Raw genomic sequence first — 22,953 nt, forward strand, 5'->3', positions numbered from 1 at the left:
CCTCCTTCAGCTGGTCTTGGATAGACCACAGCCGGAGACAAAAAAGCCCTGCCGGTTAAAGGGCAGGGCTTTCGTTTGCAACCAGGGCGAGCGCTTAGAGCATCTCGGCCCACAGGTCGTATTCGTCGGCATCGGTCACCCGGCACATGATCTTGTCGCCGGGCTGAACGGTACTGCCGTCTTCAAGGCCGATGAACACGTTGCCGTCGATTTCCGGGGCGTCGAAGAAGCAGCGGCCCACGGCACCACGATCGTCGACTTCGTCGATCAGCACTTCGATTTCCTTGCCGATCTTCATCTGCAGGCGCGCAGCGCTGATTGCCTGCTGATGAGCCATGAAACGATCCCAGCGATCCTGCTTGACGTCGTCCGGCACGATGGCCGCGTCCAGCAGATTGGCGGGCGCGCCTTCAACCGGCGAGTACTGGAAGCAGCCAACCCGGTCCAGCTGCGCTTCGGTCAGCCAGTCCAGCAGGTACTGGAAGTCTTCTTCGGTTTCGCCGGGAAAGCCGACGATGAAGGTCGAACGGATGATCAGGTCAGGGCACTGCTCACGCCAGTTCTTGATGCGTGCCAGCGTCTTGTCTTCGAAGGCCGGACGCTTCATCAGCTTGAGGATTTTCGGGCTGGCGTGCTGGAACGGGATGTCCAGGTACGGCAGGATCTTGCCAGCGGCCATCAACGGGATCAGTTCGTCGACGTGCGGGTACGGGTAGACATAGTGCAAGCGCACCCAGACGCCCATCGAGCCCAGCGCCTGGCACAGCTCGGTCATGCGGGTCTTGACCGGCTGACCGTCCCAGAAACCGGTGCGGTATTTGACGTCAACGCCATAGGCGCTGGTGTCCTGGGAAATGACCAGCAGTTCCTTCACGCCGGATTTTACCAGGCGCTTGGCCTCGTCCAGCACATCGCCCACCGGGCGGCTGACCAGCTTGCCGCGCATCGACGGGATGATGCAGAAGCTGCAACTGTGGTTGCAGCCTTCGGAAATTTTCAGATACGCGTAGTGACGCGGGGTCAGTTTGACACCTTGTGGCGGCACCAGATCGATCAGCGGATTGTGATCCTGACGGGGCGGCACTACGTCGTGCACCGCGTTGACGACCTGTTCATATTGCTGCGGGCCGGTCACCGACAGCACGCTGGGGTGTACGTCGCGGATGACATTGGCGTCGACGCCCATGCAGCCGGTGACGATGACCTTGCCGTTTTCCTTGATGGCTTCGCCGATCACTTCCAGCGACTCGGCCTTGGCCGTATCGATGAAGCCACAGGTGTTGACCACCACCACGTCGGCGTCCTCGTAGGTCGCAACGACTTCGTAACCTTCCATGCGCAGTTGGGTCAGGATGCGTTCAGAGTCAACGAGTGCCTTTGGGCAACCCAGTGAAACGAATCCAACCTTGGGGGCGGACGGCGTGGTGACGGTGGACATGGCAAACCTCGGCGTGAAGGGCACCCGGACGCGAAGCGCAGGCGCTGACTGGGCGCTTGCTGCGCCTCTGATCAAAAAGTGCGCAATTCTAGCGGTGAGTGGACAGGATGACCAGCGTTTGCATGAGAATTACGACGTACGCGAGACGCAGCCGGGGTCAGCGCCCACCCATTCGATCGCATTATGAGCGACAGTAGCTTCGGTACACGCAGTGTATTGAGGGGCATGGCGAGGTTGCAGCGTGCGACTGAGACATTCTGAATGCAGTCCAGGCCCGCATGAACGGGCCTGGACTGACTTTCACATGTTCTCAGCGCCGCGGTTCATGCATCGGGCAGCCGTTGTGCTGACTGCGAAAGCCCGCCGAGTGTTCATAGGCCGGTTTGCGTACGCGCATGACGCCGCCCAATGGACGATGTGCCTCAAGGCCGTGCCAGGGGCTGAATGCCATGGCTTCGTCAATTTCCTGAACGTTTTGCTCGGACCAAGACGACTGGCGGGGCACATCGATGCGAGCGACGGTGACGTAGGGGCTGAGGTCTTCCGGCCAGATCGCCGAGGCGTCCTCGATCGGCATTTTTTCCAGGTCCGTGGCCAGCTGAACGCGGACTTCCCAGCTGGCGTCGTGTTCAAGAAAAAACGCTTTGACCGCTTCGCGCAGACCGTCCGGATTGTCTTTGAGGTCCAGCGCCTTGTCGGTCAGCGCAATCAGCTCGGCGGAGACGGGCACGACGCTGAGCTTGGCGTAGTAGGGGCCATACAGAAAAGGCACGACGGTGTAGAACGTCTCGCCGAGGATGTGGGTCATCGGGTGCCCGCCGAGACTTCTCAGTGTGCCACTTTCGCCCCCTGCAGACTCGATCACCGACTCAATGCCGCGCAGGACGGCAGACAACGCACGTTTCATGCCCGGAGCCTTGTCGGTCGTTTTGGCCAGCAACTTCAAGGTCTTCAGGAAGGCCTTGGGGTCCTTGGCGGTAAAGGCCTTGGCGTTTTGCATGACGAAATCCTGAGTGGTTGCCTCTGCGCTGCCAGGCAAGCGCGCGCCTTCGACGCCGACCAGTTTGATGGCCAGGCCTCTGGGCGTGGATACCTTGTCATCGAGAATGTCGCCCGGGTTGGTCGAGAAGCGCATGACGACCGGGAAGTTGCCGGGCCTGGCAAAGGCACCCTGGGCCAACGGCTCGGGCAGGTCGCCGTAGACCTGAATCTGACCGTGAAGCAAGCCGTGAGCCTTGGCGTGCACACTGCGAATGGCGTGCCCCGTGTCTTGATACGTGGTCTCGAGGATGGAATGCATGGCTTCGACCAGCTCTTTGCTGGTCTGCGCTTCATCGTCCGGAACGACTTCAAATGAGGGCTGGAAGGGTAACGGCTGGACAGTCAGGTTTTGTGTGGTCATCAGAGCATCTCGGTGGGAGGGGATCAGGGTGCCCTGGCGTCGATGCGGTTCTTGAAGACCCCTGATGCGGCAGGCTTAAGTAATGACCGGCCGATATTTTTGTCGTTCCATGAGAAATGTTGCTTCGAAAAACTGCTTCAAGGGGCCGTGATCAAGGCGTGGTGGCAGGCCGGATCGATATAACCATCTGCGTTTCACCAAGAATTACGACGAGTGCTGCGTTATGCTTCGCGCCATCGCGCCGAGGCATGTCAATGTCTGGCTGAATCTGAATTGTTACGCCTTGTGATGTTCTCAGTGTTGAACCTCATGTCTGGTTTCCGGGAGTAGTGGATGAGTCAAGCAAACAGTCATGCGGAGGCCGGAGGCGCTGCCAAGCCCATCGGACTGCTGATCGCCGCAGTCGGGGTGGTTTACGGCGACATCGGCACCAGTCCGCTGTACACCCTCAAGGAGGTGTTTCAGGGGGGGTACGGCGTGGAAGTGACCCATGATGCGATTCTCGGGGTACTGTCGCTGATCTTCTGGTCGCTGATCTGGGTGGTTTCCTTCAAATACATGGCGTTCGTCCTGCGTGCCGATAACCAGGGCGAGGGCGGCATCATGGCGCTGATGGCCCTGGCGCGGCGTGCGTCGGCCAAGCATCCCCGCCTGCAAATGATGATGGTGGTGTTCGGACTGTTCGGCGCCGCATTGTTCTACGGTGACAGCATGATCACCCCGGCAGTTTCGGTGTTGTCGGCGATGGAAGGGCTTGAACTGGCGTTCGATGGCCTCGATCACTGGATCGTGCCTATGGCGCTGGTGGTGCTGGTGGGCCTGTTTCTGATTCAGCGTCATGGCACCGCGCGCATCGGCGTGCTGTTCGGCCCGGTGATGGTGACCTGGTTCCTGGTGCTCGGTGCGCTGGGTGTCTATGGCATCATGCAGTCGCCGGAAGTGCTGAAAGCGGTCAATCCGGCATGGGGTGTGAATTTCTTCATCATCCATCCGGGCATTGGTGTGGCCATTCTGGGTGCTGTGGTGCTCGCCCTGACGGGGGCCGAGGCGCTGTATGCCGACATGGGGCACTTTGGCCGCAAGCCGATTTCACGTGCCTGGTTCATCCTCGTGCTGCCTGCGTTGCTGCTCAACTATTTCGGTCAGGGTGCGCTGGTGCTGGGCAATCCTGAAACGGTTCGTAACCCGTTCTACCTGCTGGCGCCGGGCTGGGCGCTGCTGCCACTGATCGGCCTGTCGACGATGGCGACCATCATTGCCTCGCAAGCGGTGATCTCCGGCGCGTTCTCGATGACGCTGCAGGCGATCCAGCTGGGCTACATTCCACGCATGCACATCCAGCACACCTCCAGCGACGCGCAAGGCCAGATCTACATCGGTGCCGTCAACTGGGCGCTGATGGCGGGCGTGATTCTGCTGGTGATCGGCTTCGAATCGTCTGGCGCGCTGGCGTCTGCCTACGGCGTGGCGGTGACCGGGACCATGCTCTGCACCACCATTCTGGTGTCGACGGTCATGCTGATGCTCTGGAAATGGCCGCCATTGCTGGCGGTTCCATTGCTGATCTGCCTGCTGCTGGTGGACGGTCTGTTCTTCGCGGCCAACGTGCCGAAGATCTTCCAGGGCGGGGCCTTCCCGGTGCTGGCGGGTGCGGTGCTGTTTATTCTCATGACCACCTGGAAGCGCGGCAAGCAATTGCTCGCGGAGCGAATCGACGAGGGCGGCCTGCCATTGCCGATCTTCATCGGCAGTATTCGCGTCCAGCCGCCGCATCGGGTGCAGGGCACGGCAGTGTTCCTGACGGCGCGTTCGGATGCCGTGCCCCATGCGCTGTTGCACAATATGCTGCACAACCAGGTGTTGCACGAGCAAGTGGTGCTGTTGACGGTGGTGTATGAAGATTCGCCGCGTGTACCGTCCGCTCAGCGTTTCGAAGTGGAGTGCTATGGCGAAGGCTTCTATCGGGTGATCCTGCACTTCGGCTTTATCGATGAGCCCGATGTACCGGCTGCACTGGCCCTGTGTCACTTGCCGGAGCTGGACTTCAGTCCGATGCGCACCACGTACTTCCTCAGCCGCGAGACGGTGATCCCGTCCAAGATGGATGGCATGGCGCGTTGGCGTGAAGCGTTGTTCGCCTTCATGCTCAAGAACGCCAACGGCAACCTGCGCTTCTTCAAGCTGCCGTTCAACCGGGTGATCGAGCTGGGTACGCAAGTGGAGATGTAAACGTTGGCCGGGTTGTCCGGCAGCGCAGATAAAAAAATCCCGGCAACCTCACGGTGCCGGGATTTTTTTGGGTCGCAGGCTGCAGCGTTACTGAGCGGTAGTCTTGCCCTGACGCTTGTTGATCGCGTCGATCAGACGTTTGGCCAGTGCCGGGTAGTCTTCATCGAAGTGATGACCGCCTGGTAACTGAACCGCTTCGCCAACGGCGGTGGTGTCGGTGCAACCGCTGTCTTTCTTCTCTTCTACGCCGTAAACGCAGAACACTTTGGCGGCTGGCAGCTTGGCCATTTCCTGTCCGGTGGTGGCTTCCTTGCCTGCGTTACCGAGCCAGCCGTCAACGTGAATCTCGAAGCTGCCAGTGCGCGCGAAGGCCAGCAGAATGATTGCGTCAACCCGGTTCTGATCGTCTACGGCCAGGCGATTGTAGATGGCTGGCATAACGTCCGCACCGAACGAGTAGCCAGCCAGAATGAAGCGCTTGGTGCCCCATTTCTGACGGTAGTGGTTCATCAGGTCGGTGAGGTCGACGGCGGTCTGTTCCGGCGTCTTGTGTTCCCAGTAGTAGCGCAGCACATCGATGCCGACCACCGGGTAGCCCATCTTGGCCATGTCGCCAGCCACGACCTTGTCCAGGTCGCGCCATCCGCCGTCACCGGACATGAACAGCGTCACCGTGTCAGAAGGCTGGCTGGCCGGGACTTCGACCGTTGGTATGCCCAGTCCGCCGCTGTCATTCTCGCCGAGTAGCAGATGACGAAGTTCGGTATTGAGCACCTGAGGCAGCGGAATGTCGTAGTCGCTGATGCTGGTGTCGGCGTTGGTCTGGTCGCGCACGAACGCTGCGCTCGGATCATCCGGCGCGTCATTCCAGGCGGCCAGCCAGTGCCCGTGCTCAGCCTTTTGTGGCAGTGGCACGTCACAGATCTGTGGTGGCTTTTCATCCTCTTCCACAACAGGCGGCGGGTTCGAGGCATGTTCAAGCGCAAAACCTACGGAAATGGCCTGCGCCTTGTCATCGGTCTGTCCGGCCAGCCAGCGCCAGGCCAGCGTTGCACCAGGGCCTATGCCACCGACGACCTTTGCCGGGCCGTCGAGCTTCGCCAGAGCGTCCTGGAAGGTCTTCTGCTGCAAGACGCAGTCGTCCTTGGGCAACACCACCTGAATGATGCGTGCTGACGCATCCTTACTGATCGCCAGCAATTGCTTGTCGGTCAACATGTCTTCAGCGGTAACGGCCAGTGCGATACGGGTCTTGATGCTGGTGGCCGGTGTTACGCTGGTCAGCGGCGCGCCACCGTCAAGGTTCGAGTGTTCCAGTGATGCGGGCGGGGCGGGGCGGGTCCAGACCCAGACTCCCAGCGCTACGATTAAAAGAACAATTACCAGAGCTGCGAGCAAAAGGCGCCAGGAGCGTCGAATCATCAGCGTTTCACCAATCCAGTCAGGCCGCCCGCAATCAGGGCGGCGGTGTCAGCCAGTGCCACGAGCGGATCAAGTCCGGCAGGCACGGCCATATAACGAGGTTCCCAGTCAGGCTGGAACTTGTCCTTGAAGCGACGCAGCCCCTGGAAGTTGTACAGCTGTTCGCCACGGCGGAAGATCATCGAACCCAGACGCTGGGTGATGGGTGCACCGCGTCGTGGCTGCAGACCCGACAAAGGCACCATGCCCAGGCTGAAGCGCGCGTAGCCCTGGGCTTTGTAATGCAGAATCAGGCCGACCATCATGAACTCCATGGTCAGCTTGGGCGCATCCGGGTGAGAGCGCATCAGGTCAAGGCTGGCCAGTTCCGGGCTGGTGGTTTCCAGCAGGTTGGAGAACGCGACCGGCTTGCCCTGGAAGTGCACGATGGCAATGCGGAAGTACTTCAGGTACTCGGTGCTGAAGCGGCCCAGGGAGAAGCCTTTTTCACGGACATTCTTGCCCGTCAGCCAGGCGTCGGAAATCACTTTCAGCTCGTCGATCGGCGCCTGGCCCGGTTCGTAGATTTCCAGCGAAAGACCATCGCGACCACCCCGGTTCCAGGTGTAACGCAGGTCCTTCATCTCCTTGCCCTTGGCGTCGATGTCGAAGCGCCGCAGGTCGACGCGCGCTTCTTCACCCAGCTTGATGGCGGTGAGACCGATGTCCATGTAGAACGGCAGGTTTTCTGCACGTACCTGGTAGAACACCGGACGTGCATGGTGCACGTCGCACAGATCGCGGAATTGCCAGATCAGCTCGGCACGCTGCTGTGTAGGGCCGATCGGATCGTAAAGCGCCACCAGACTGCGGCCGCGATGCGAGTACATCAGGAATGCATTGCCGGCCGGATGAAACAGGATCGCCTTGTCGCCGGTCAGCACCAGGCCGCCATCCGGCTGTTTGGATGCCTTGAGGATCTCGGCCGCCTTGTCCAGATCTGCTGCGTCGGGCAGCTTGATGACTGGCCTGGCAGTACGCAGCAACCAGGTCAGCGAAACCACCACCAGCAGTACTGCGCTGCCCAGCGCCGAACGCAGGCCGCGCGGCGCGTCTGCATCGAGGGTGAACTGCCACCACAACTGGTGACTGTAGGGCACGTCCTGATAGGCGAACAGCAGCAGCCAGATCGAGGCACCGACCACACAAATGCTGGCAATCAGGTAGACCGGCGAGAACGGCAGCTCCAGCAGGCGGCTTGGACGGTAGAACGAACGGCGGAAGGTCAGCAGCAGGCAGGCGGTCAGCAGCAGCATGCTGGCTTCTTCCCAGTCGAAGCCTTTGAGTATCGACAGCACTGCACCGACCAGCAACAAAATAGAAGTCAGCATCCATGCGGCCGACAGTCGCCGACGCAGGCCCTGGGCAAGCAACAGGCACAGTACGCCGACAAGACTGGCCCCGAAGTGCGATGCATCGATCAGTCGATGCGGGATCATGAAGCCGACGTTTTCCAGACGGGTATCGATTTCAGGGGTGGCACCAGAGAAGAGCAGCACCACCCCCGACAAGAAAACCAGTAGTGCCAGAATCGGTGCCGCCAGCCCTGAGGCGACGCGCATGGCCTGCCGGGTCGGCAGCAGACGTTGGGCTTCGGTAAACAGCAGGGTAAGACAGGCCAGCAGCAGCGGCAGGATCACGTAGATCAGGCGGTACAGCAGCAGCGCAGCGGCGAGCGGGGCGGCACCCAGTTCGTTGGCAAAGGCTGCGAGCAGAATCGCTTCGAACACACCGACGCCGCCAGGCACATGGCTGAGTACGCCAGCAGCGAGGGCCAGCAGATAGATAAGGATGAATGCACCCAGCGGCGGCGCGTGCGGCAGCAGGAGGTACAGGACCATCGCTGCGGCGGCGACATCCAGCGCGGTGATCACCAGCTGGATCAGCGTCAGCTTCAAATCCGGCAGGCGCAAGGTACGGCGACCGAGACGAACCAGAATATTGTGCGGGATGTCCTGTTCCGGCAGGCGGCGACGGTAGACGAACACCGCCAGCAGCAGGCTGCCGATCAAAACTGCTGTGGCGACGACAGCCAGCACGTCGACGGGAAGCTTGAGTGCCAGTGACGCGCCTGACAGGTTGCTCAACGTGGCCAGTGCAGCCAGCGGCGGCAGCGCACAACCCAGTGACAGGCTGGCGAACACGGTCATGCGGGCAATTTCGATTGCGCCTACGCCGTGGCGTGAATAAAGCCTGTAGCGCACCGAGCCACCGGACAGCATCGACAGGCCGACCGCATTGCCGATGGCAAATGAGGTGAAGCCGCCGAGAAGCAGCGTCTTGATGGGCAGGTCGACATTGGCATAGCGACTGGCCGACAGTTCATAGCCCATCAGGATGATATAGCCGACGATTGCCGCGAGCAGCGCACCGCCCAGGGCGGGCAGGGGGACTGCGAACAGCGAGTCGTGCAGCGCATACCAGTCCATTTCGACCAGCATGTGGCGGCAGGCTATAAGGGCCAGGCTGAACAACAGCAGCATCACTGCCAGCCCGATGGGCTGTCGGTATTTGCTCAGCAGCTCCCGCCAGTTATGGCGCGGTGGGCTGACGGGTTGCTCTGCATCAATGGTTTCATTGGAATCGGACATGTTGTCGCGCATCAATCACTCCTTGGATCGTGCGCGACAGGATGGAGGTATGCAGCCAAGTTACCAATCCCTACGCAGAAAATATTTCAGGATGTTAGCGCGTCAACGTCTAACGAGCGAATAGCGAATCGAGCCGGGTGATGCTGTTCAGCTACGGTTCAGTCGTGATTCAGCTTAGTAACACCTATCGGCAGCGCACGCAAAAACTGTCGTAAATGCACGCATTACGTTACAGATGTGATGATAGGGTTTCAAAGGGCTTTGGAAATAGTCTTTTTTGTCAGACAGTTAGCCGTTGCCCGCACTGCTTTTTTACCGGAAACAAAAAAGGCCACTCTTTCGAGTAGCCTTTCTTGATGTTTGGTTGCGGGAGCCGGATTTGAACCGACGACCTTCGGGTTATGAGCCCGACGAGCTACCAGACTGCTCCATCCCGCGTCTGTGTGGCGGCATTCTACAGCCGAACGCCGACGTGTCAACCCTTAATCCGGAAAGCCTGCAAATGAGTAGCAGATTGTGCAGATTTTGCACGATTGGGTTCGGATGCGCAGTTTTCATGACTGCGCGCTTGCGTGGGGCATTATCAGGAAAGCGTAAGGCCTTTGGTCAGGATTTACTGCAGGTCGCCGGGAGCGATCTATATCTGCGCGAGGCATGGTCCATGTCCAGGCCTTGGAAGGGGGCTTTTCAGGCGCGCACAAAAAAGGCCACTCTTTCGAGTAGCCTTTCTTGATGTTTGGTTGCGGGAGCCGGATTTGAACCGACGACCTTCGGGTTATGAGCCCGACGAGCTACCAGACTGCTCCATCCCGCGTCTGTGTGGCGGCATTCTACAGAGAGATGGCGAGGTGTCAATGGTTAGTTTTAAAAAAGTGCTTTTTCTTCAAATGCTTAGCGGATCCAAATGATCGGTCTGCACGGCATCGGCGCTTGCATGACGGGGCTTTGCGGCTTTTTCGGTCATGCGTGATGGGCTTTTGACTACTTTTCATGGCGGCCTTTCGCATCATTGGATGTTACTTGGCGGTACGAATGAGATACTGCGCGGCCATTGATTGCAAAATCCCATCAGGTCATGACGCAGCGCAAAATCATCCACATCGACTGTGACTGCTTTTATGCAGCCATTGAAATGCGTGACGAGCCCGACCTCGCTGGCAAGCCGCTGGCGGTAGGCGGCTCTGCGGAGCGGCGCGGGGTGATTGCGACCTGTAATTACGAGGCGCGCGCCTATGGGGTGCGTTCGGCCATGTCGTCCCGGCATGCGCTCAAACTCTGCCCGGACCTGACCATCGTCAAGCCGCGCATGGATGCTTATAAAGAAGCATCGCGGGAAATCCACACGATCTTTCGCGATTACACCGACCTTATAGAGCCGTTGTCTCTGGATGAGGCCTTTCTGGATGTGTCCGAGGCCGGGCATTTTTCCGGCAGTGCCACGCGCATCGCGCAGGACATCCGTCGCAGGGTCTCGAATCAGTTGCACATCACCGTGTCGGCGGGCGTTGCGCCCAACAAGTTTCTCGCCAAGATCGCCAGCGACTGGAAAAAGCCCAACGGGTTGTTCGTCATCACACCGGATCAGGTCGAGGATTTCGTCGCTTCCTTGCCGGTCACCAAGCTTCACGGCGTCGGAAAAGTCACCGCAGACAAGCTCGGCCGGCTGGGTATCGTCGACTGCGCCGACCTGCGAAGCCGCAGCAAGCTCGCGCTGGTCCGGGAATTCGGCAGCTTTGGCGAGCGCCTCTGGAGTCTGGCGCACGGGATCGATGACCGCCCCGTGCAGAATGACAGCCGACGTCAGTCAGTCAGCGTTGAAAATACCTACGACACGGATCTGCCCGATCTGGCGGCCTGCCTGGAAAAGCTGCCGGACCTGCTGGAAACGTTGAGTGGCCGCATGGCCAGAATGGAAGGGCAGTACCGGCCCGGCAAGCCGTTCGTCAAAGTGAAGTTTCACGACTTTACGCAGACGACTCTGGAGCAGTCCGGAGCCGGCAGGGATCTGGGCAGCTATGAACAGTTGCTGGCTCAGGCGTTCGCCCGTGGTGGCAAGCCGGTCCGCTTGCTGGGCATAGGCGTACGTTTGCACGATCTGCGTGCAGCCCATGAGCAACTGGAATTGTTCTCTCGATAATGACTGGCCGCGGTTATACGCCGCGGCCTTTCATGTTACGGGCTCTTGCTACTGGCTCTGGGCAGGAACGGCGACCAGACGGCCAGCGTCTCTGGCGAGAGACTTGAGAAACTCACCCTGCAACTGCGGATCGTTGCGCGTCAGTTCGATCAGGCTCTGTTCCAGCTCGCTGGCTTCTTCTTCCAGCCCCATGTCAGAAAGACGTTTGACGCGATGCACCCACTGGCTGACCTCGTCATCTTCCAGGTCGTCGTAGATCAGGGCGTGCGCCTCCAGCAACTTGCCGCGTAGCGAATGGCTGATTGGCAAACTGGCGTTCGCGTGCGCGCTGTCCTGATCGTCTTCGACATTGATATAGATGCGTGTGATGCGGCTCAGGTCCTGTTCCGCAAACGGGCTGTCCAGCAGGTTCAGGCGCAGGATGCCGTTGCGGTCAGTGCTCATTTCGTGAGTTTCATTGCCAGCCTTGACCATCACCGGGCGTTCATTCCAGGGCAGGGTGGAGTTCTCGATCCGCTTGTCCTTCTGAACCTCGTCGATGCTCGCCAGATTCTGCTCGGCGCGACCGTGGGACGGGGCATTCATGAAGGGGTTCAGACCTGCCACGCCATAGTGAATCCAGTCCTTGGTCATGCTTTCCGGCAAATTGCCCAGCGCAAACACGTTGACCACGTTGGCCCCGACACCTGCGACAACCGCTATCGCGCCGAGCGGGATCTCGTAGACCTCCCGCCACGGTTGGTAAGGCGTGTAGCGGTCATAGTGTCGAGTGACTTCAAAGTCGGTGACCTCGAACGATTTGTGCTCGTGAATCCGCACGCGGCGTTGCGGCAACTCCAGTGTCTTGGGTTCGCCGATATCGACTTGCAGGGTATGTTCGAGCAGTTTGCGTTCGACTCGCTCCTCGTGCTCGCTGCGCTGAGAGAGCTGGTTGGCACAGCCGCCGACGAGAAATGAGCCGCACAGAACGGCGCTGCCGAGGCTTAAGGTGCTTCGTTTGAGCATGGGATCTCTGATGCGGATTGGGCGAGTGAAGAGCGGCGCACCTGCGAGCAGGTGCGCCTTTTGACTCAGCGGTTCACTTTGCCCTGGATGAACGACAGCACGTCCGCGACTGCAATGGCTTGCGGTTGCGATTCGGTACGGCTCTTGTATTCCAGATTGCCTTCGGCCAGGCCTCGGTCGCTCACCACGATGCGGTGCGGGATACCGATCAGTTCCATGTCGGCGAACTTGATGCCTGGGCTGGTCTTCTTGTCGCGGTCGTCGAGCAATACTTCAAAACCGGCAGCCGTCAGGTCGGCGTACAGTTTGTCCGTCGCTTCACGAACGGCGTCTGTCTCGTAGCGCAGCGGAACCAGCGCAATCTGGAACGGTGCGAGGGTGTCGTTCCAGATGATGCCGTTTTCGTCGCTGTTCTGTTCGATGGCAGCCGCCACCACCCGGGAAACACCGATGCCGTAGCAACCCATCGCCAGATTGACTGGCTTGCCGTTCTCACCCAGCACCTGGCACTTCATCGCTTCGCTGTACTTGGTGCCCAGCTGGAAGATGTGACCCACCTCGATGCCGCGCTTGATTTCCAGCGTGCCTTTGCCATCCGGGCTTGGATCGCCCGCAACCACGTTACGCAGGTCGGCGACGGTCGGCACCGGCAGATCGCGCTCCCAGTTGACGCCGAAGTAGTGCTTGTCGTCGATGTTGGCACCCACGCTGAAGTCGCTCATCAGCTCGACAGAGCGGTCGATGATGCACGGCAGTGGCAGGTTCAATGGGCCCAGCGAGCCCGCGCCTGCGCCGATGGCGTCGCGCAGTTCGGCTTCGGACGCCATGACCAGCGGGCTGGCGACCTGTTCCAGCTGGCTGGCCTTGATTTCATTGAGCTCGTGATCGCCGCGGATGATCAGGGCGATCAGCTTGCCTTCTTCGGCCGCATGGACCACCAGAGTCTTGACGGTTTTCTCGATGGGCAGACCGAAACCCTCGACCAGTTGGGCGATGGTTTTGGCGTTTGGAGTGTCGATCAGACGCAATTCTTCAGTAGCGGCCGGACGAGTCTTTTCGCGAGGCACCGCTTCGGCTTTTTCGATGTTGGCTGCGTAATCGGAGCCATCGCTGAACACGATATCGTCTTCGCCGGATTCGGCCAGTACGTGGAATTCGTGCGAGCCTGCGCCACCAATCGAGCCGTTATCCGCTTCGACCGGGCGGAACTTCAGGCCCAGGCGGGTGAAGATGTTGCTGTATGCCAGGTGCATGCGATCGTAGGTGACCTGCAGCGATTCGTGATCGGCGTGGAACGAGTAAGCGTCTTTCATGACGAACTCGCGTCCACGCATCAGGCCGAAGCGTGGGCGGATCTCGTCACGGAATTTGGTCTGGATCTGGTACAGATTGATTGGCAGCTGTTTATAGCTGTTGAGCTCATTGCGTGCCAGATCGGTGATGACTTCTTCGTGGGTCGGGCCCAGGCAGAACTCACGGTTGTGGCGGTCGACCAGACGCATCAGCTCCGGGCCATACTGCTCCCAGCGTCCGGATTCCTGCCACAGCTCTGCGGGTTGAATGCCGGGCATCAAGATTTCGAGTGCGCCTGCGGCGTCCATTTCTTCACGAACAATGGCTTCGACCTTGCGCAGCACGCGCAGGCCCATGGGCAGCCAGGTGTAAAGACCGGATGCTAACTTGCGGATCATGCCGGCGCGCAGCATCAGCTGATGGCTGACCACGACCGCATCGGAAGGGGTTTCTTTCTGTGTGGCGAGCAAAAATTGACTGGTGCGCATGGTTGGCCGTTGTCGGTTGCTGAGACATGAAATGACCTGGCATTGTACGGCGGTGTGCCGGTCGCGTACAGGGCGGGGCTGGCTTGCAGGTGGCGTCAGAGCGCTTTGATGGGAGCATGAAAAAGCCCGGCATGTGCCGGGCTTCTTCTATTAACGAGTGCTGAGCGGTGATTACAGGATCGAGATCGGGTAATCGACAATCAGGCGGAACTCGTTGACGTCGCCATCTGCCTGGGCATCGTTACCACGGTGCCATGCCTGACGCATACGGAAGGACAGATCTTTGGCTGGGCCAGTCTGTACAACGTATTTGGCTTCAAGGTTGGTTTCGTGGTGCTTACCGTCGGCTCCATACATGTTGGCATAGGCACTGGACGCGTCTACTTTGGTGCCATCAATGTTGTCACCGTTGAGGTAGCGGGTCATGAAGCTCAGGCCAGGAACGCCGTAAGGCGTCATGTTCAGGTCGTAGCGCACTTGCCACGATTTCTCGCCTGGACCGTTGAAGTCGGAGTACTGAACGGAGTTGGCCAGGAAAATCGAGTCGCCGCCACGATTGTTGTCGCCTATACCGATGTAGTCGAACGGTGTATCGCCGTCGACTTTCTGGTACGCAACGGTAATGGTATGCGCTGCCAGGAATGAATAGGCTGCCGATGCCGAGTAAGTGGTGTTGTTAATCGACCCGGCTTTAGCGCTGCCTTCGTCAAGGGTGCGGTACAGGTTGACGTCGAAAGCCAGTGACTGATCATTCCCCAAAGGCAATGCGTAGTTCACGTTACCGTAGTACTGATCCCAGATGTCTTCGAGTTTGGCTGCATAGAAAGCTACGCCCAAACCGTCGGTCACTGCGTACTTGCCGCCAACAAAATCTGCGCTGCTGGCTTTCAGGCCGTTGAAGCCGTTTGCGTAAGTTGCCCAGATGCTGCCGTCGTGACTGGTGTCATCCTGGCTTGTGCCCGAGTAGAAGTGTCCTGCTTCAAGATCAAGACCTGCAATCTCACTGCTTTGCAGGCTTAGACCACTAGCGGTTTGAGGTAGCAGGCGTGATCCGCCAACCGCAAATACTGGACTGGTAGGCTGCATATCACCGATTTTCAATTCAGTCTTCGATACGCGGAATTTTACAGCGCCGCCCAGCTTGCCCTGCGTAGCCTCGTTATCACCATTGGCGTCAGTGACCAAGTTTCCAGAGCCTGAGTATTTGTCGAGACCCCAAAGCCTGAGGCCCCCGTAGCCGAATGCCTCAACGCCTACACCGATGGTGCCTTGAGTGTAGCCGGTGCTGAAGTTGGCCCAGATGCCCTGGGTCCAGTCTTTGTCGCTGCGGCCGCCTGGAGCAGGGTTGTTTTTCTTGTCGCGGTTGAAATAATAGTTGCGCAACTTCAGGTCAAGCGTGCTGCCTTCCACAAAGCCCTTGGCATCAGCCTGATCGCTGACGAAAGGTGCGGCTGTTGCCATTTGGGCGCTGGCTGCTGTAACGGCCAGTGCGATTGCGCTCCACTTCATCACTCTCATCGTGATTGCTCCTTTGGTTTTTAGAAGATTTTTCTGCCGTCCCACCTGTTTTTTTATCTGGGCGGCTCTTTCTATTTTTGTCGGCGGAATCTATATCACGCTGACTTGGGTTGCTATAGCTACAGCTTTATCCTTTCAGAATCTTTACGACGCGCAGCCGAGCTAGCCTGTAGTGGCATTCTGCACATTGTCGGATCGATCAAAGTGCGGTCCGTCACGGCGTCCCTCAGGGTCGCAAGCCTTGTTTCCCTTGATGCTGTCACCCCTGTTTTCCGCCAGGGGTGTCGTGATCATATGGGTGATAAAGCAACAAGCGTGCACAAAGTTTCCGAAAATGAAAAAATTTTGTGAAAAATCAGAATCAAGATCGCTTTTTTGCTCCATCTAGCTGTTTTAAATGACTATTTTTATTTTTTGAAAATACCGCTGGCTTTTCTCCGCCAAGGCTGGCTTCTGCCCCTCTCGCCCAAAAACGTTACCGGTATAGGCTTACATTGAGTAGAAAACGAATCCACCGTGTTGCTGACGCAACAGCAGTGTGTGATTTTGGTGCATTCCCCATCGGATTCGCCTGAACCTGGAGCATTGCTATGGGTGGCGGTCATGGTGAGGCAATGGATGTTTCATTTTCATGTACGCGAGGCAGGCAATTGTAAGGCGGTGGTTCAAGGTGAGGCTGTTTTCAGCGGGATCCGCCGTCAGTCAGTGGCGTCAAATCGGTGCGGCGACCGTTGCAGTGGATGCATTCTGGTGCGCAGGTGAAGCCTTACGCGAAGCCTAGTATCCTGACTGCCTATCGCAGCACCCTGTTACCGACAGGGCAGGTGCATTCACCTGGCAATCAGGAGCTTTTTATCGTGTTCGTTCTGGATTCCCGTCTTCAACAAGACACCTTGCCGATTGGCGACTTTCCGCTATGCCGGTTACTGCTCTCCAACGACAGCCACTACCCCTGGTTCATTCTGGTGCCGCGCCGCGCAGACATCACCGAAGTCTTTCAGCTGAGTGCAGCAGACCAGATGCAGTTGTGGCAGGAGACGAGTGCGCTGGCCAAGGTGCTGAACGAGCTCTTCGATGCGGATAAAATCAATGTTGCCGCCTTGGGCAACGTAGTGAGCCAGCTGCATATGCACGTCATCGTGCGCAAACGTGACGATGCTGCCTGGCCTGCGCCCGTGTGGGGCAAGCATGCTGCCATCGCTTATACCGACGAACAGCTCTCGGCAATCCGTCGGCAGTTGAAGCCGGTACTGACAAATGATTTCCGATTTGAGGAGGAGTAATCATGAGCCTTGAAGAGCGAGTCATGGAGCTTGAAAGCCGTATGGCCTTTCAGGACGATACGATCCAGGCACTCAATGACGTGCTGGTAAAGCAGCGGCGCGAATTGGATCATCTGCAACTGCAGATGGCGGCGATGCTCAAGCGTCAGGAGGAGATGGGCAGCCAGTTCGAGACCTTCGAGGAAGATGCTCCGCCACCTCACTATTGATCGGCTGGCATAAAAAAACCGCGACTTCCGTCAGGAAGTCGCGGTTTTTTATTGCTTGAAACAATTAGCGGCGGGGCAGGGCTGCAATGACATCTTCGGCCTGCAGGCCTTTGTCGCGGTTCATCACGGAAAATTCGACGCGTTGCCCTTCGACCAGTACGCGATGACCCTCACCGCGAATGGCGCGAAAATGCACAAAAATATCGTCGCCGGAATCCCGGGAGATGAAGCCGAAACCCTTGGACGTGTTGAACCACTTTACGGTGCCGGTATCACGATTTCCCATGTCGTGGCTTTGCGGCGCGGACGAAGGGGTGTAAGACCTGTAAAAGCTGACACCCAGGTGCAGGGCGACGGCTACGATGGCGATAGCCAGGCTCACCAGAATGGCGGGTTGGCCTGCGATGCCTGGTAGAGGAACAAGCAAGGTTAGCGTTTGTACGATTACCGCAATGACAAGCAGTGCACTGACCAGATTTTGCAGATTATGACGCGGGCCTCGATTCCAGTAAGGAATGACCGGAGCGAGTATCAGGTTAAGCAGCCCTAGAAAAGCCAGGCAGATCGCGTCAGGATTTTGCAGGTAGAGAGATGCCGCTTCACTACGCAGGCTGGGTATGAAAGAGAGCAACAGGGCTGCTGCTCCCGTTACCAGGTGGACGATTTTCAACATTTTAAAAAGCTCACATGCAAGAAGGATTACAAGAAATAGCTGGTAACGCCCGGTACGCTTCTGAACAAGATGAGGCGTGATGCACGGACGCTGGGCCGGCCTATGTGCCAGCGCTGGATGACAACTCGTTGGCGACACGCCGTGTATTTAACAGCAAAGCCTGATGCTACTCAAATCAGCAATCGATAATGGTGCAGGTGCCTGTCCTGCCTTGGCATCACGCTGTCCTTTAGTGCCTCTGCAGAGGCCGAAACAGAGGGCTCTGGCGGATTTTGCTGATGATTCTTCCAGGCTGGCGGGGATTTTCCGCGCCGGGTGCCCGCTGCGGCCCCGTTGGAACAGCCGTGGCATTGGTGCGAGTCGCTGTCAGCTGGCAGCATCGCACCAACGGAAAGCTGCGCCATTCGGGTTCTCTTGATAGAGTAGTGGTCTTTACTGCTTTTCAATCCTCACTAAAAGGGCATGAAACATGGCAATCGATATTGGTATCAGTGAAGAGGATCGCAAGTCGATCGTGGACGGTCTGTCGCATCTGCTGTCGGATACTTATGTGCTTTACCTCAAGACTCACAACTTTCACTGGAATGTCAGCGGGCCGATGTTTCGCACGCTGCATTTGATGTTTGAAGAACAATATAACGAACTGGCACTGGCGGTTGACTCTATTGCCGAGCGTATTCGTGCGTTGGGCTTCCCTGCTCCTGGCACTTATTCGACGTATGCTCGCCTGTCTTCCATCAAAGAAGAAGAAGGCGTGCCAAGTGCTGAAGATATGATCAAAAGTCTGGTGCAGGGTCAAGAGGCTGTTGTCCGTACTGCTCGTAGTATCTTTCCTCTTCTGGATAAGGTTAGCGATGAACCGACAGCTGACCTGCTGACACAACGCATGCAGGTTCATGAGAAAACGGCCTGGATGTTGCGCTCGATGCTTGAATCGAAGTAACGGCCAGGGGCGGGTGGCTTCAAGTGCCACTCGTCCCGCTCTTCAACTGTTCCTCCCTCTCGTCACCTGCCTTCATTGCGCAATCACTCGGGCAGCTCAAGGCCCGAATGTGCTGCGCTGCGCTGCAGTTCTCCTCGCTTTCTTCATAGTCCCTTCAAGGTTAAACGATATTCCGCTATTTCCTGTCGCCATCTCCTACAGTGATAAGGTGTAGGGGCTTCTGGCTATAAAATCGCCAATCATGTTTTATACATCGGGACATTTATTTGTTTTTGAATATTTCTTTTGGTGTTTAAAACTCAATGATTCGAAGGTGGCGGTTATGGTGTTACGAAGTGCTGAGCGAGAACTTAAGTTGTTACATCGAGAGGTGGGAATACGCCATGATCCTTTTGTCGAGGATTTCAATATGACGCTGGCGCAGCCACATTCCAAATCCGTTCGGCTTAACGGTCTGGCGACGTGCCTGCGTCTTGAGAACGTGTACTGGAACATTCTTTCAGGTATCGCCAGTTCCAATGAATGCTCCGTTAATACGGTATTGTCCTACATTGATCGGGAGGTTCACTTACGGTACGGGGGGGTAAAGAATTTCAGTGGCCTGATTCGTGTTGTCTGTGTGGCGCATCTTTTGAAGGGCGACTGCCTGGAAAATTCCCACGTCTAGCTTGGTTTTATCCTTATTTCTGCGGGCTCGCTCAGGCGTGCCTGCGCTGTCCCCCGCAGCGCGAGTGAACAGCGCGGCTGCGCGGGGTGGTCACAACCTTATCCGGTCGTTAATGGGTTCGTTCGGCTGCACGGTGCCAATTAACTCTATATAATCCTCCGTCTTGCTAGCGGGCGTGACTCTGCGTGGGCCAGGGCTGGCTTTAGCCTTGTGCCGGTGCCTTGTACCACTGAGCGCAAGCCAGGAGCGAAATCGCCACCGAATTCGAATTACGAGAAGTGAAAACACCATCATGATGCGCAGCCATTATTGCGGCCAACTGAACGAAAGTCTGGAAGGCCAGGAAATTACCCTTTGCGGATGGGTCCACCGTCGTCGTGACCACGGGGGCGTTATCTTCCTCGATATCCGCGACCGTGAAGGCATGGCTCAAGTCGTGTTCGACCCTGATCGTGCCGACAGTTTCGCAGCCGCCGACCGTGTGCGCAGCGAGTACGTGGTCAAGGTCGTGGGCAAGGTTCGTGCTCGTCCGGCAGGTGCCGTGAACGCGAATATGGCGTCTGGCGCCATCGAGGTTCTGGGTTACGAGCTCGAGGTGTTGAACGAGTCCGAAACGCCGCCGTTCCCGCTGAATGAGTACTCCGACGTCGGCGAGGAAACACGCCTGCGTTATCGCTTCATCGACCTGCGCCGTCCGGAGATGGCCGAGAAGCTGCGTCTGCGTTCGCGCATCACGACCAGTATCCGTCGCTACCTGGATGACAACGGTTTCCTCGACGTCGAGACGCCGATCCTGACCCGCGCTACCCCGGAAGGCGCTCGCGACTATCTGGTTCCAAGCCGTACACACCCGGGCAGCTTCTTCGCTCTGCCGCAATCGCCTCAGCTGTTCAAGCAACTGCTGATGGTGGCCGGCTTCGACCGTTACTACCAGATCGCCAAGTGCTTCCGCGACGAGGACCTGCGTGCCGACCGTCAGCCGGAATTCACCCAGATCGACATCGAAACCAGCTTCCTCAATGAAGAGGACATCATCGGTCTGACCGAGAAGATGGTTCGTCAGCTGTTCAAGGAAGTCCTGGACCTGGAGTTCGGTGATTTCCCGCACATGACTTTCGAAGAGGCCATGCGCCGCTACGGTTCCGACAAGCCGGACCTGCGTAACCCGCTGGAACTGGTGGATGTTGCCGATCAGCTCACCGGCGTGGAATTCAAGGTGTTCAGCGGCCCGGCCAACGACCCCAAGGGGCGCGTTGCCGCACTGCGTGTACCGGGCGCCGCCAGCATGGCGCGCAGCCAGATCGACGACTACACCAAGTTCGTCAGCATCTATGGTGCCAAGGGGCTGGCCTACATCAAGGTCAACGAGCGCGCGAAGGGGCCGGAAGGCTTGCAGTCGCCGATCGTCAAGTTCATCCCGGAAGACAATCTGAACGTCATCCTCGATCGCGTTGGTGCGGTTGATGGCGACATCGTTTTCTTCGGTGCGGACAAGTTCAAGATCGTCAGCGAGGCCCTTGGCGCGCTGCGTATCAAGATCGGTAATGACCTCAAGCTGCACACTTGCGAGTGGGCACCGATGTGGGTCGTTGACTTCCCGATGTTCGAAGAAAACGACGACGGCAGCTTCACCGCGTTGCACCACCCCTTCACCGCCCCCAAGTGCACGCCTGAAGAGCTGGAAGCCAACCCGGCGACCGCGCTGTCCCGTGCCTATGACATGGTGCTCAACGGCACCGAGCTGGGCGGCGGTTCGATCCGTATCCATCGCAAGGAAATGCAACAGGCGGTCTTCCGTCTGCTGGGCATTGCCGAAGACGAGCAGCAGGAGAAGTTCGGCTTCCTGCTCGATGCCTTGAAATACGGCGCGCCACCGCACGGTGGTCTGGCTTTCGGTCTGGACCGTCTGGTGATGCTGATGACCGGCGCGCAATCGATTCGCGAAGTGATCGCGTTCCCGAAAACCCAGAGCGCGGCCGATGTCATGACCCAGGCGCCTGGCGTTGTCGATGCCAAAGCGTTGCGCGAGCTGCACATCCGTCTGCGCGAGCAGCCGAAGGCCGAGTGATGCCGGGCAGGGCGTATCGTCGATACGCCCTGTATCTGCCCTTATTGAGTGAAGCTTTTTGCCCGGGCTGTTCGGGGCGAAAGGTGAAGGTGTTTCAAAAAGAATCTGGAGCGAAAAATGGCAGGTCATTCTAAGTGGGCGAACATCAAGCACCGCAAAGAGCGTCAGGATGCCAAAAAAGGCAAGATTTTCACCAAGTGGATCCGTGAGCTGACCGTTGCTGCACGTCAGGGCGGCGGTGACCCTGGTTCCAACCCGCGTCTGCGTCTGGCGCTGGACAAGGCGCTTGGTGCGAACATGACCCGTGACACCATTGATCGTGCGGTGGCGCGAGGGGTAGGGGCATCCGACGGTGATGATGTCGAGGAGTTGGGTTACGAGGGCTACGGTCCGGGCGGCGTGGCGATCATGGTCGAAACCATGACCGACAACCGCAACCGTACCGCGGCGGCTGTGCGCCACGCATTTACCAAATGCGGCGGCAATCTCGGCACCGACGGCTCTGTTGCCTACCTGTTCGATCGCAAGGGCCAGATATCCTTCGCTGCCGGTGTCGATGAGGATTCGCTGATCGAGGCTGCCATGGAGGCCGATGCAGACGATGTCGTGACCAACGAAGACGGCTCGATCGATGTGTTCACATCGTTCTCCGGGTTTTACGCGGTGCGTAACGCATTGGAGGCTACGGGCTTCAAGGCGGCAGATGCAGAAATCGTCATGCTGCCGACCACCAGCGCCGTGCTTGATCTGGAAACCGCTGAAAAGGTACTCAAGCTGATTGATATGCTCGAAGACCTGGATGACGTGCAGAACGTCTATTCAAATGCGGAAATCCCGGACGAAGTGATGGAGCAGCTGGGCTGATCGCTCACCGGTAACACCAGGTCGGAAGCCGGGGGAGCGAAGCTGTGAGCAACACGCAGCTATCGGCCCCCGGCTTCTGCCTTTATGCTGCACCTATTGTTTTGCGTGACCTCCTCAAGCTGCAGGCGTTATGACTCTTATTCTTGGTATCGATCCCGGTTCGCGAATTACCGGCTATGGTGTGGTACGCGACACCGGGCGCGGCTGTGTCTATGTCGCGTCGGGCTGTATCCGCACTGGCAGCGGCGAGCTGCACGAGCGTTTGCAGATCGTTTATCGCGGTGTGCGGGAGGTCATCAAGACCTACGGGCCGGTGACGATGGGTATCGAAAAGGTGTTCATGGCGCGTAACGCCGATTCGGCATTGAAGCTGGGGCAGGCCAGGGGCGCGGCCATCGTGGCGGGTGCCGAAGAAGCGCTGGAAATTGCCGAATACACCGCAACCCAGGTCAAGCAGGCCGTTGCAGGAACCGGCGGTGCCAATAAAGAACAGGTGATGATGATGGTCATGCACCTGCTCAAGCTGACCCAGAAGCCGCAAATCGATGCGTCCGATGCCCTTGCCATCGCCCTGTGCCACGCGCATACGCGCTCCAGTCTGATTCCTCACGGGTTGGGCACTGCGCGCAGTCGCGGCGGCCGCTTGCGGCTCTGACTGGCGTTATGTGTCCGCCTATTTTCTAT

At 58.2% G+C, this 22,953-nt stretch carries 16 protein-coding genes, 2 tRNA genes and 1 pseudogene; 9 read left to right on the forward strand and 10 right to left on the reverse strand.

Annotated elements, in window-relative coordinates; genetic code table 11:
- Positions 1-94: 94 nt before the first annotated feature.
- Positions 95-1,438, reverse strand: coding sequence for a 30S ribosomal protein S12 methylthiotransferase RimO (gene rimO, locus BLR16_RS12105; protein ID WP_003433328.1), 1,344 nt, complete (start codon positions 1,436-1,438; stop codon positions 95-97).
- A gap of 310 nt (positions 1,439-1,748) precedes the next feature.
- Entirely contained in the window at positions 1,749-2,840 is a 1,092-nt protein-coding gene (locus BLR16_RS12115) for a catalase family protein (protein ID WP_003364761.1), read from the reverse strand.
- A gap of 333 nt (positions 2,841-3,173) precedes the next feature.
- On the opposite strand from BLR16_RS12115, the gene BLR16_RS12125 reads away from it, so the two are divergent.
- Complete coding sequence (locus tag BLR16_RS12125) at positions 3,174-5,069, forward strand: potassium transporter Kup (RefSeq protein ID WP_003364759.1); 1,896 nt, start codon at positions 3,174-3,176, stop codon at positions 5,067-5,069.
- 87 nt (positions 5,070-5,156) lie between these two features.
- Here the strand turns inward: BLR16_RS12125 and BLR16_RS12130 are convergent, their stop codons facing one another.
- The 4 genes and pseudogenes from BLR16_RS12130 to BLR16_RS12145 all read right to left on the reverse strand — a co-directional run bounded on the left by BLR16_RS12130 (position 5,157) and on the right by BLR16_RS12145 (position 9,935).
- A complete protein-coding gene (locus BLR16_RS12130; protein ID WP_060708787.1) occupies positions 5,157-6,491 on the reverse strand; it encodes a virulence factor family protein in 1,335 nt (444 codons plus the stop codon).
- Positions 6,491-9,108, reverse strand: a pseudogene (mprF, locus tag BLR16_RS12135) (bifunctional lysylphosphatidylglycerol flippase/synthetase MprF). The gene BLR16_RS12130 and the pseudogene mprF overlap by 1 nt, the downstream one beginning before the upstream one ends.
- 374 nt (positions 9,109-9,482) lie before the next feature.
- Positions 9,483-9,559: transfer RNA gene (locus BLR16_RS12140), tRNA-Met, on the reverse strand.
- Positions 9,560-9,858: 299 nt separating this feature from the next.
- A tRNA-Met gene (locus BLR16_RS12145) sits at positions 9,859-9,935 on the reverse strand.
- 261 nt (positions 9,936-10,196) lie between these two features.
- Between BLR16_RS12145 and dinB the strand changes: the two genes are divergently transcribed.
- On the forward strand, positions 10,197-11,258 hold the full coding sequence (gene dinB, locus BLR16_RS12150; protein WP_003364753.1) for a DNA polymerase IV: 1,062 nt from the start codon (positions 10,197-10,199) through the stop codon (positions 11,256-11,258).
- Between the two features lie 48 nt (positions 11,259-11,306).
- Here dinB and BLR16_RS12155 read toward each other — a convergent pair whose 3' ends face one another.
- The 3 genes from BLR16_RS12155 to BLR16_RS12165 form a co-directional block, all read right to left on the reverse strand.
- Positions 11,307-12,263: a hypothetical protein gene (locus BLR16_RS12155; protein ID WP_003433321.1), complete on the reverse strand. Its 957-nt coding sequence runs from the start codon at positions 12,261-12,263 to the stop codon at positions 11,307-11,309.
- 65 nt (positions 12,264-12,328) lie between these two features.
- Complete coding sequence (locus BLR16_RS12160) at positions 12,329-14,044, reverse strand: proline--tRNA ligase (RefSeq protein ID WP_003364749.1); 1,716 nt, start codon at positions 14,042-14,044, stop codon at positions 12,329-12,331.
- A gap of 171 nt (positions 14,045-14,215) precedes the next feature.
- Positions 14,216-15,562, reverse strand: a complete 1,347-nt coding sequence (locus BLR16_RS12165; protein WP_003433319.1) for an OprD family porin — start codon at positions 15,560-15,562, stop codon at positions 14,216-14,218.
- An 857-nt stretch (positions 15,563-16,419) separates the two neighbouring features.
- Here BLR16_RS12165 and BLR16_RS12175 point away from each other — a divergent pair.
- Together BLR16_RS12175 and BLR16_RS12180 are read left to right on the forward strand one after the other, a co-directional pair.
- Entirely contained in the window at positions 16,420-16,845 is a 426-nt protein-coding gene (locus tag BLR16_RS12175; protein WP_003433318.1) for an HIT family protein, read from the forward strand.
- Between the two features lie 2 nt (positions 16,846-16,847).
- Entirely contained in the window at positions 16,848-17,054 is a 207-nt protein-coding gene (locus BLR16_RS12180) for a SlyX family protein (protein ID WP_003364741.1), read from the forward strand.
- Positions 17,055-17,118: 64 nt separating this feature from the next.
- On the opposite strand, the gene BLR16_RS29100 is transcribed toward BLR16_RS12180, so the two are convergent.
- Positions 17,119-17,727 (reverse strand): cold-shock protein, encoded by a 609-nt coding sequence (locus tag BLR16_RS29100; protein WP_003364739.1) that lies wholly within the window; start codon positions 17,725-17,727, stop codon positions 17,119-17,121.
- Between the two features lie 469 nt (positions 17,728-18,196).
- Between BLR16_RS29100 and BLR16_RS12195 the strand changes: the two genes are divergently transcribed.
- The 5 genes from BLR16_RS12195 to ruvC all read left to right on the forward strand — a co-directional run bounded on the left by BLR16_RS12195 (position 18,197) and on the right by ruvC (position 22,924).
- Positions 18,197-18,670, forward strand: a complete 474-nt coding sequence (locus BLR16_RS12195) for a Dps family protein (RefSeq protein WP_003314356.1) — start codon at positions 18,197-18,199, stop codon at positions 18,668-18,670.
- A gap of 322 nt (positions 18,671-18,992) precedes the next feature.
- Complete coding sequence (locus BLR16_RS12200; protein ID WP_074805450.1) at positions 18,993-19,337, forward strand: ribbon-helix-helix domain-containing protein; 345 nt, start codon at positions 18,993-18,995, stop codon at positions 19,335-19,337.
- 292 nt (positions 19,338-19,629) lie between these two features.
- Complete coding sequence (gene aspS, locus BLR16_RS12205; RefSeq protein ID WP_002554661.1) at positions 19,630-21,405, forward strand: aspartate--tRNA ligase; 1,776 nt, start codon at positions 19,630-19,632, stop codon at positions 21,403-21,405.
- A gap of 117 nt (positions 21,406-21,522) precedes the next feature.
- The gene (locus BLR16_RS12210) at positions 21,523-22,269 is read left to right on the forward strand and encodes a YebC/PmpR family DNA-binding transcriptional regulator (RefSeq protein ID WP_003364734.1); all 747 of its coding nucleotides are present in this window, start codon (positions 21,523-21,525) and stop codon (positions 22,267-22,269) included.
- Positions 22,270-22,399: 130 nt separating this feature from the next.
- On the forward strand, positions 22,400-22,924 hold the full coding sequence (ruvC, locus tag BLR16_RS12215) for a crossover junction endodeoxyribonuclease RuvC (RefSeq protein ID WP_003364732.1): 525 nt from the start codon (positions 22,400-22,402) through the stop codon (positions 22,922-22,924).
- Positions 22,925-22,953 lie beyond the last annotated feature (29 nt).

It is taken from the genome of Pseudomonas sp. BS3767 (assembly GCF_900099665.1).
GTDB classification, from domain to species: domain Bacteria; phylum Pseudomonadota; class Gammaproteobacteria; order Pseudomonadales; family Pseudomonadaceae; genus Aquipseudomonas; species Aquipseudomonas cerasi.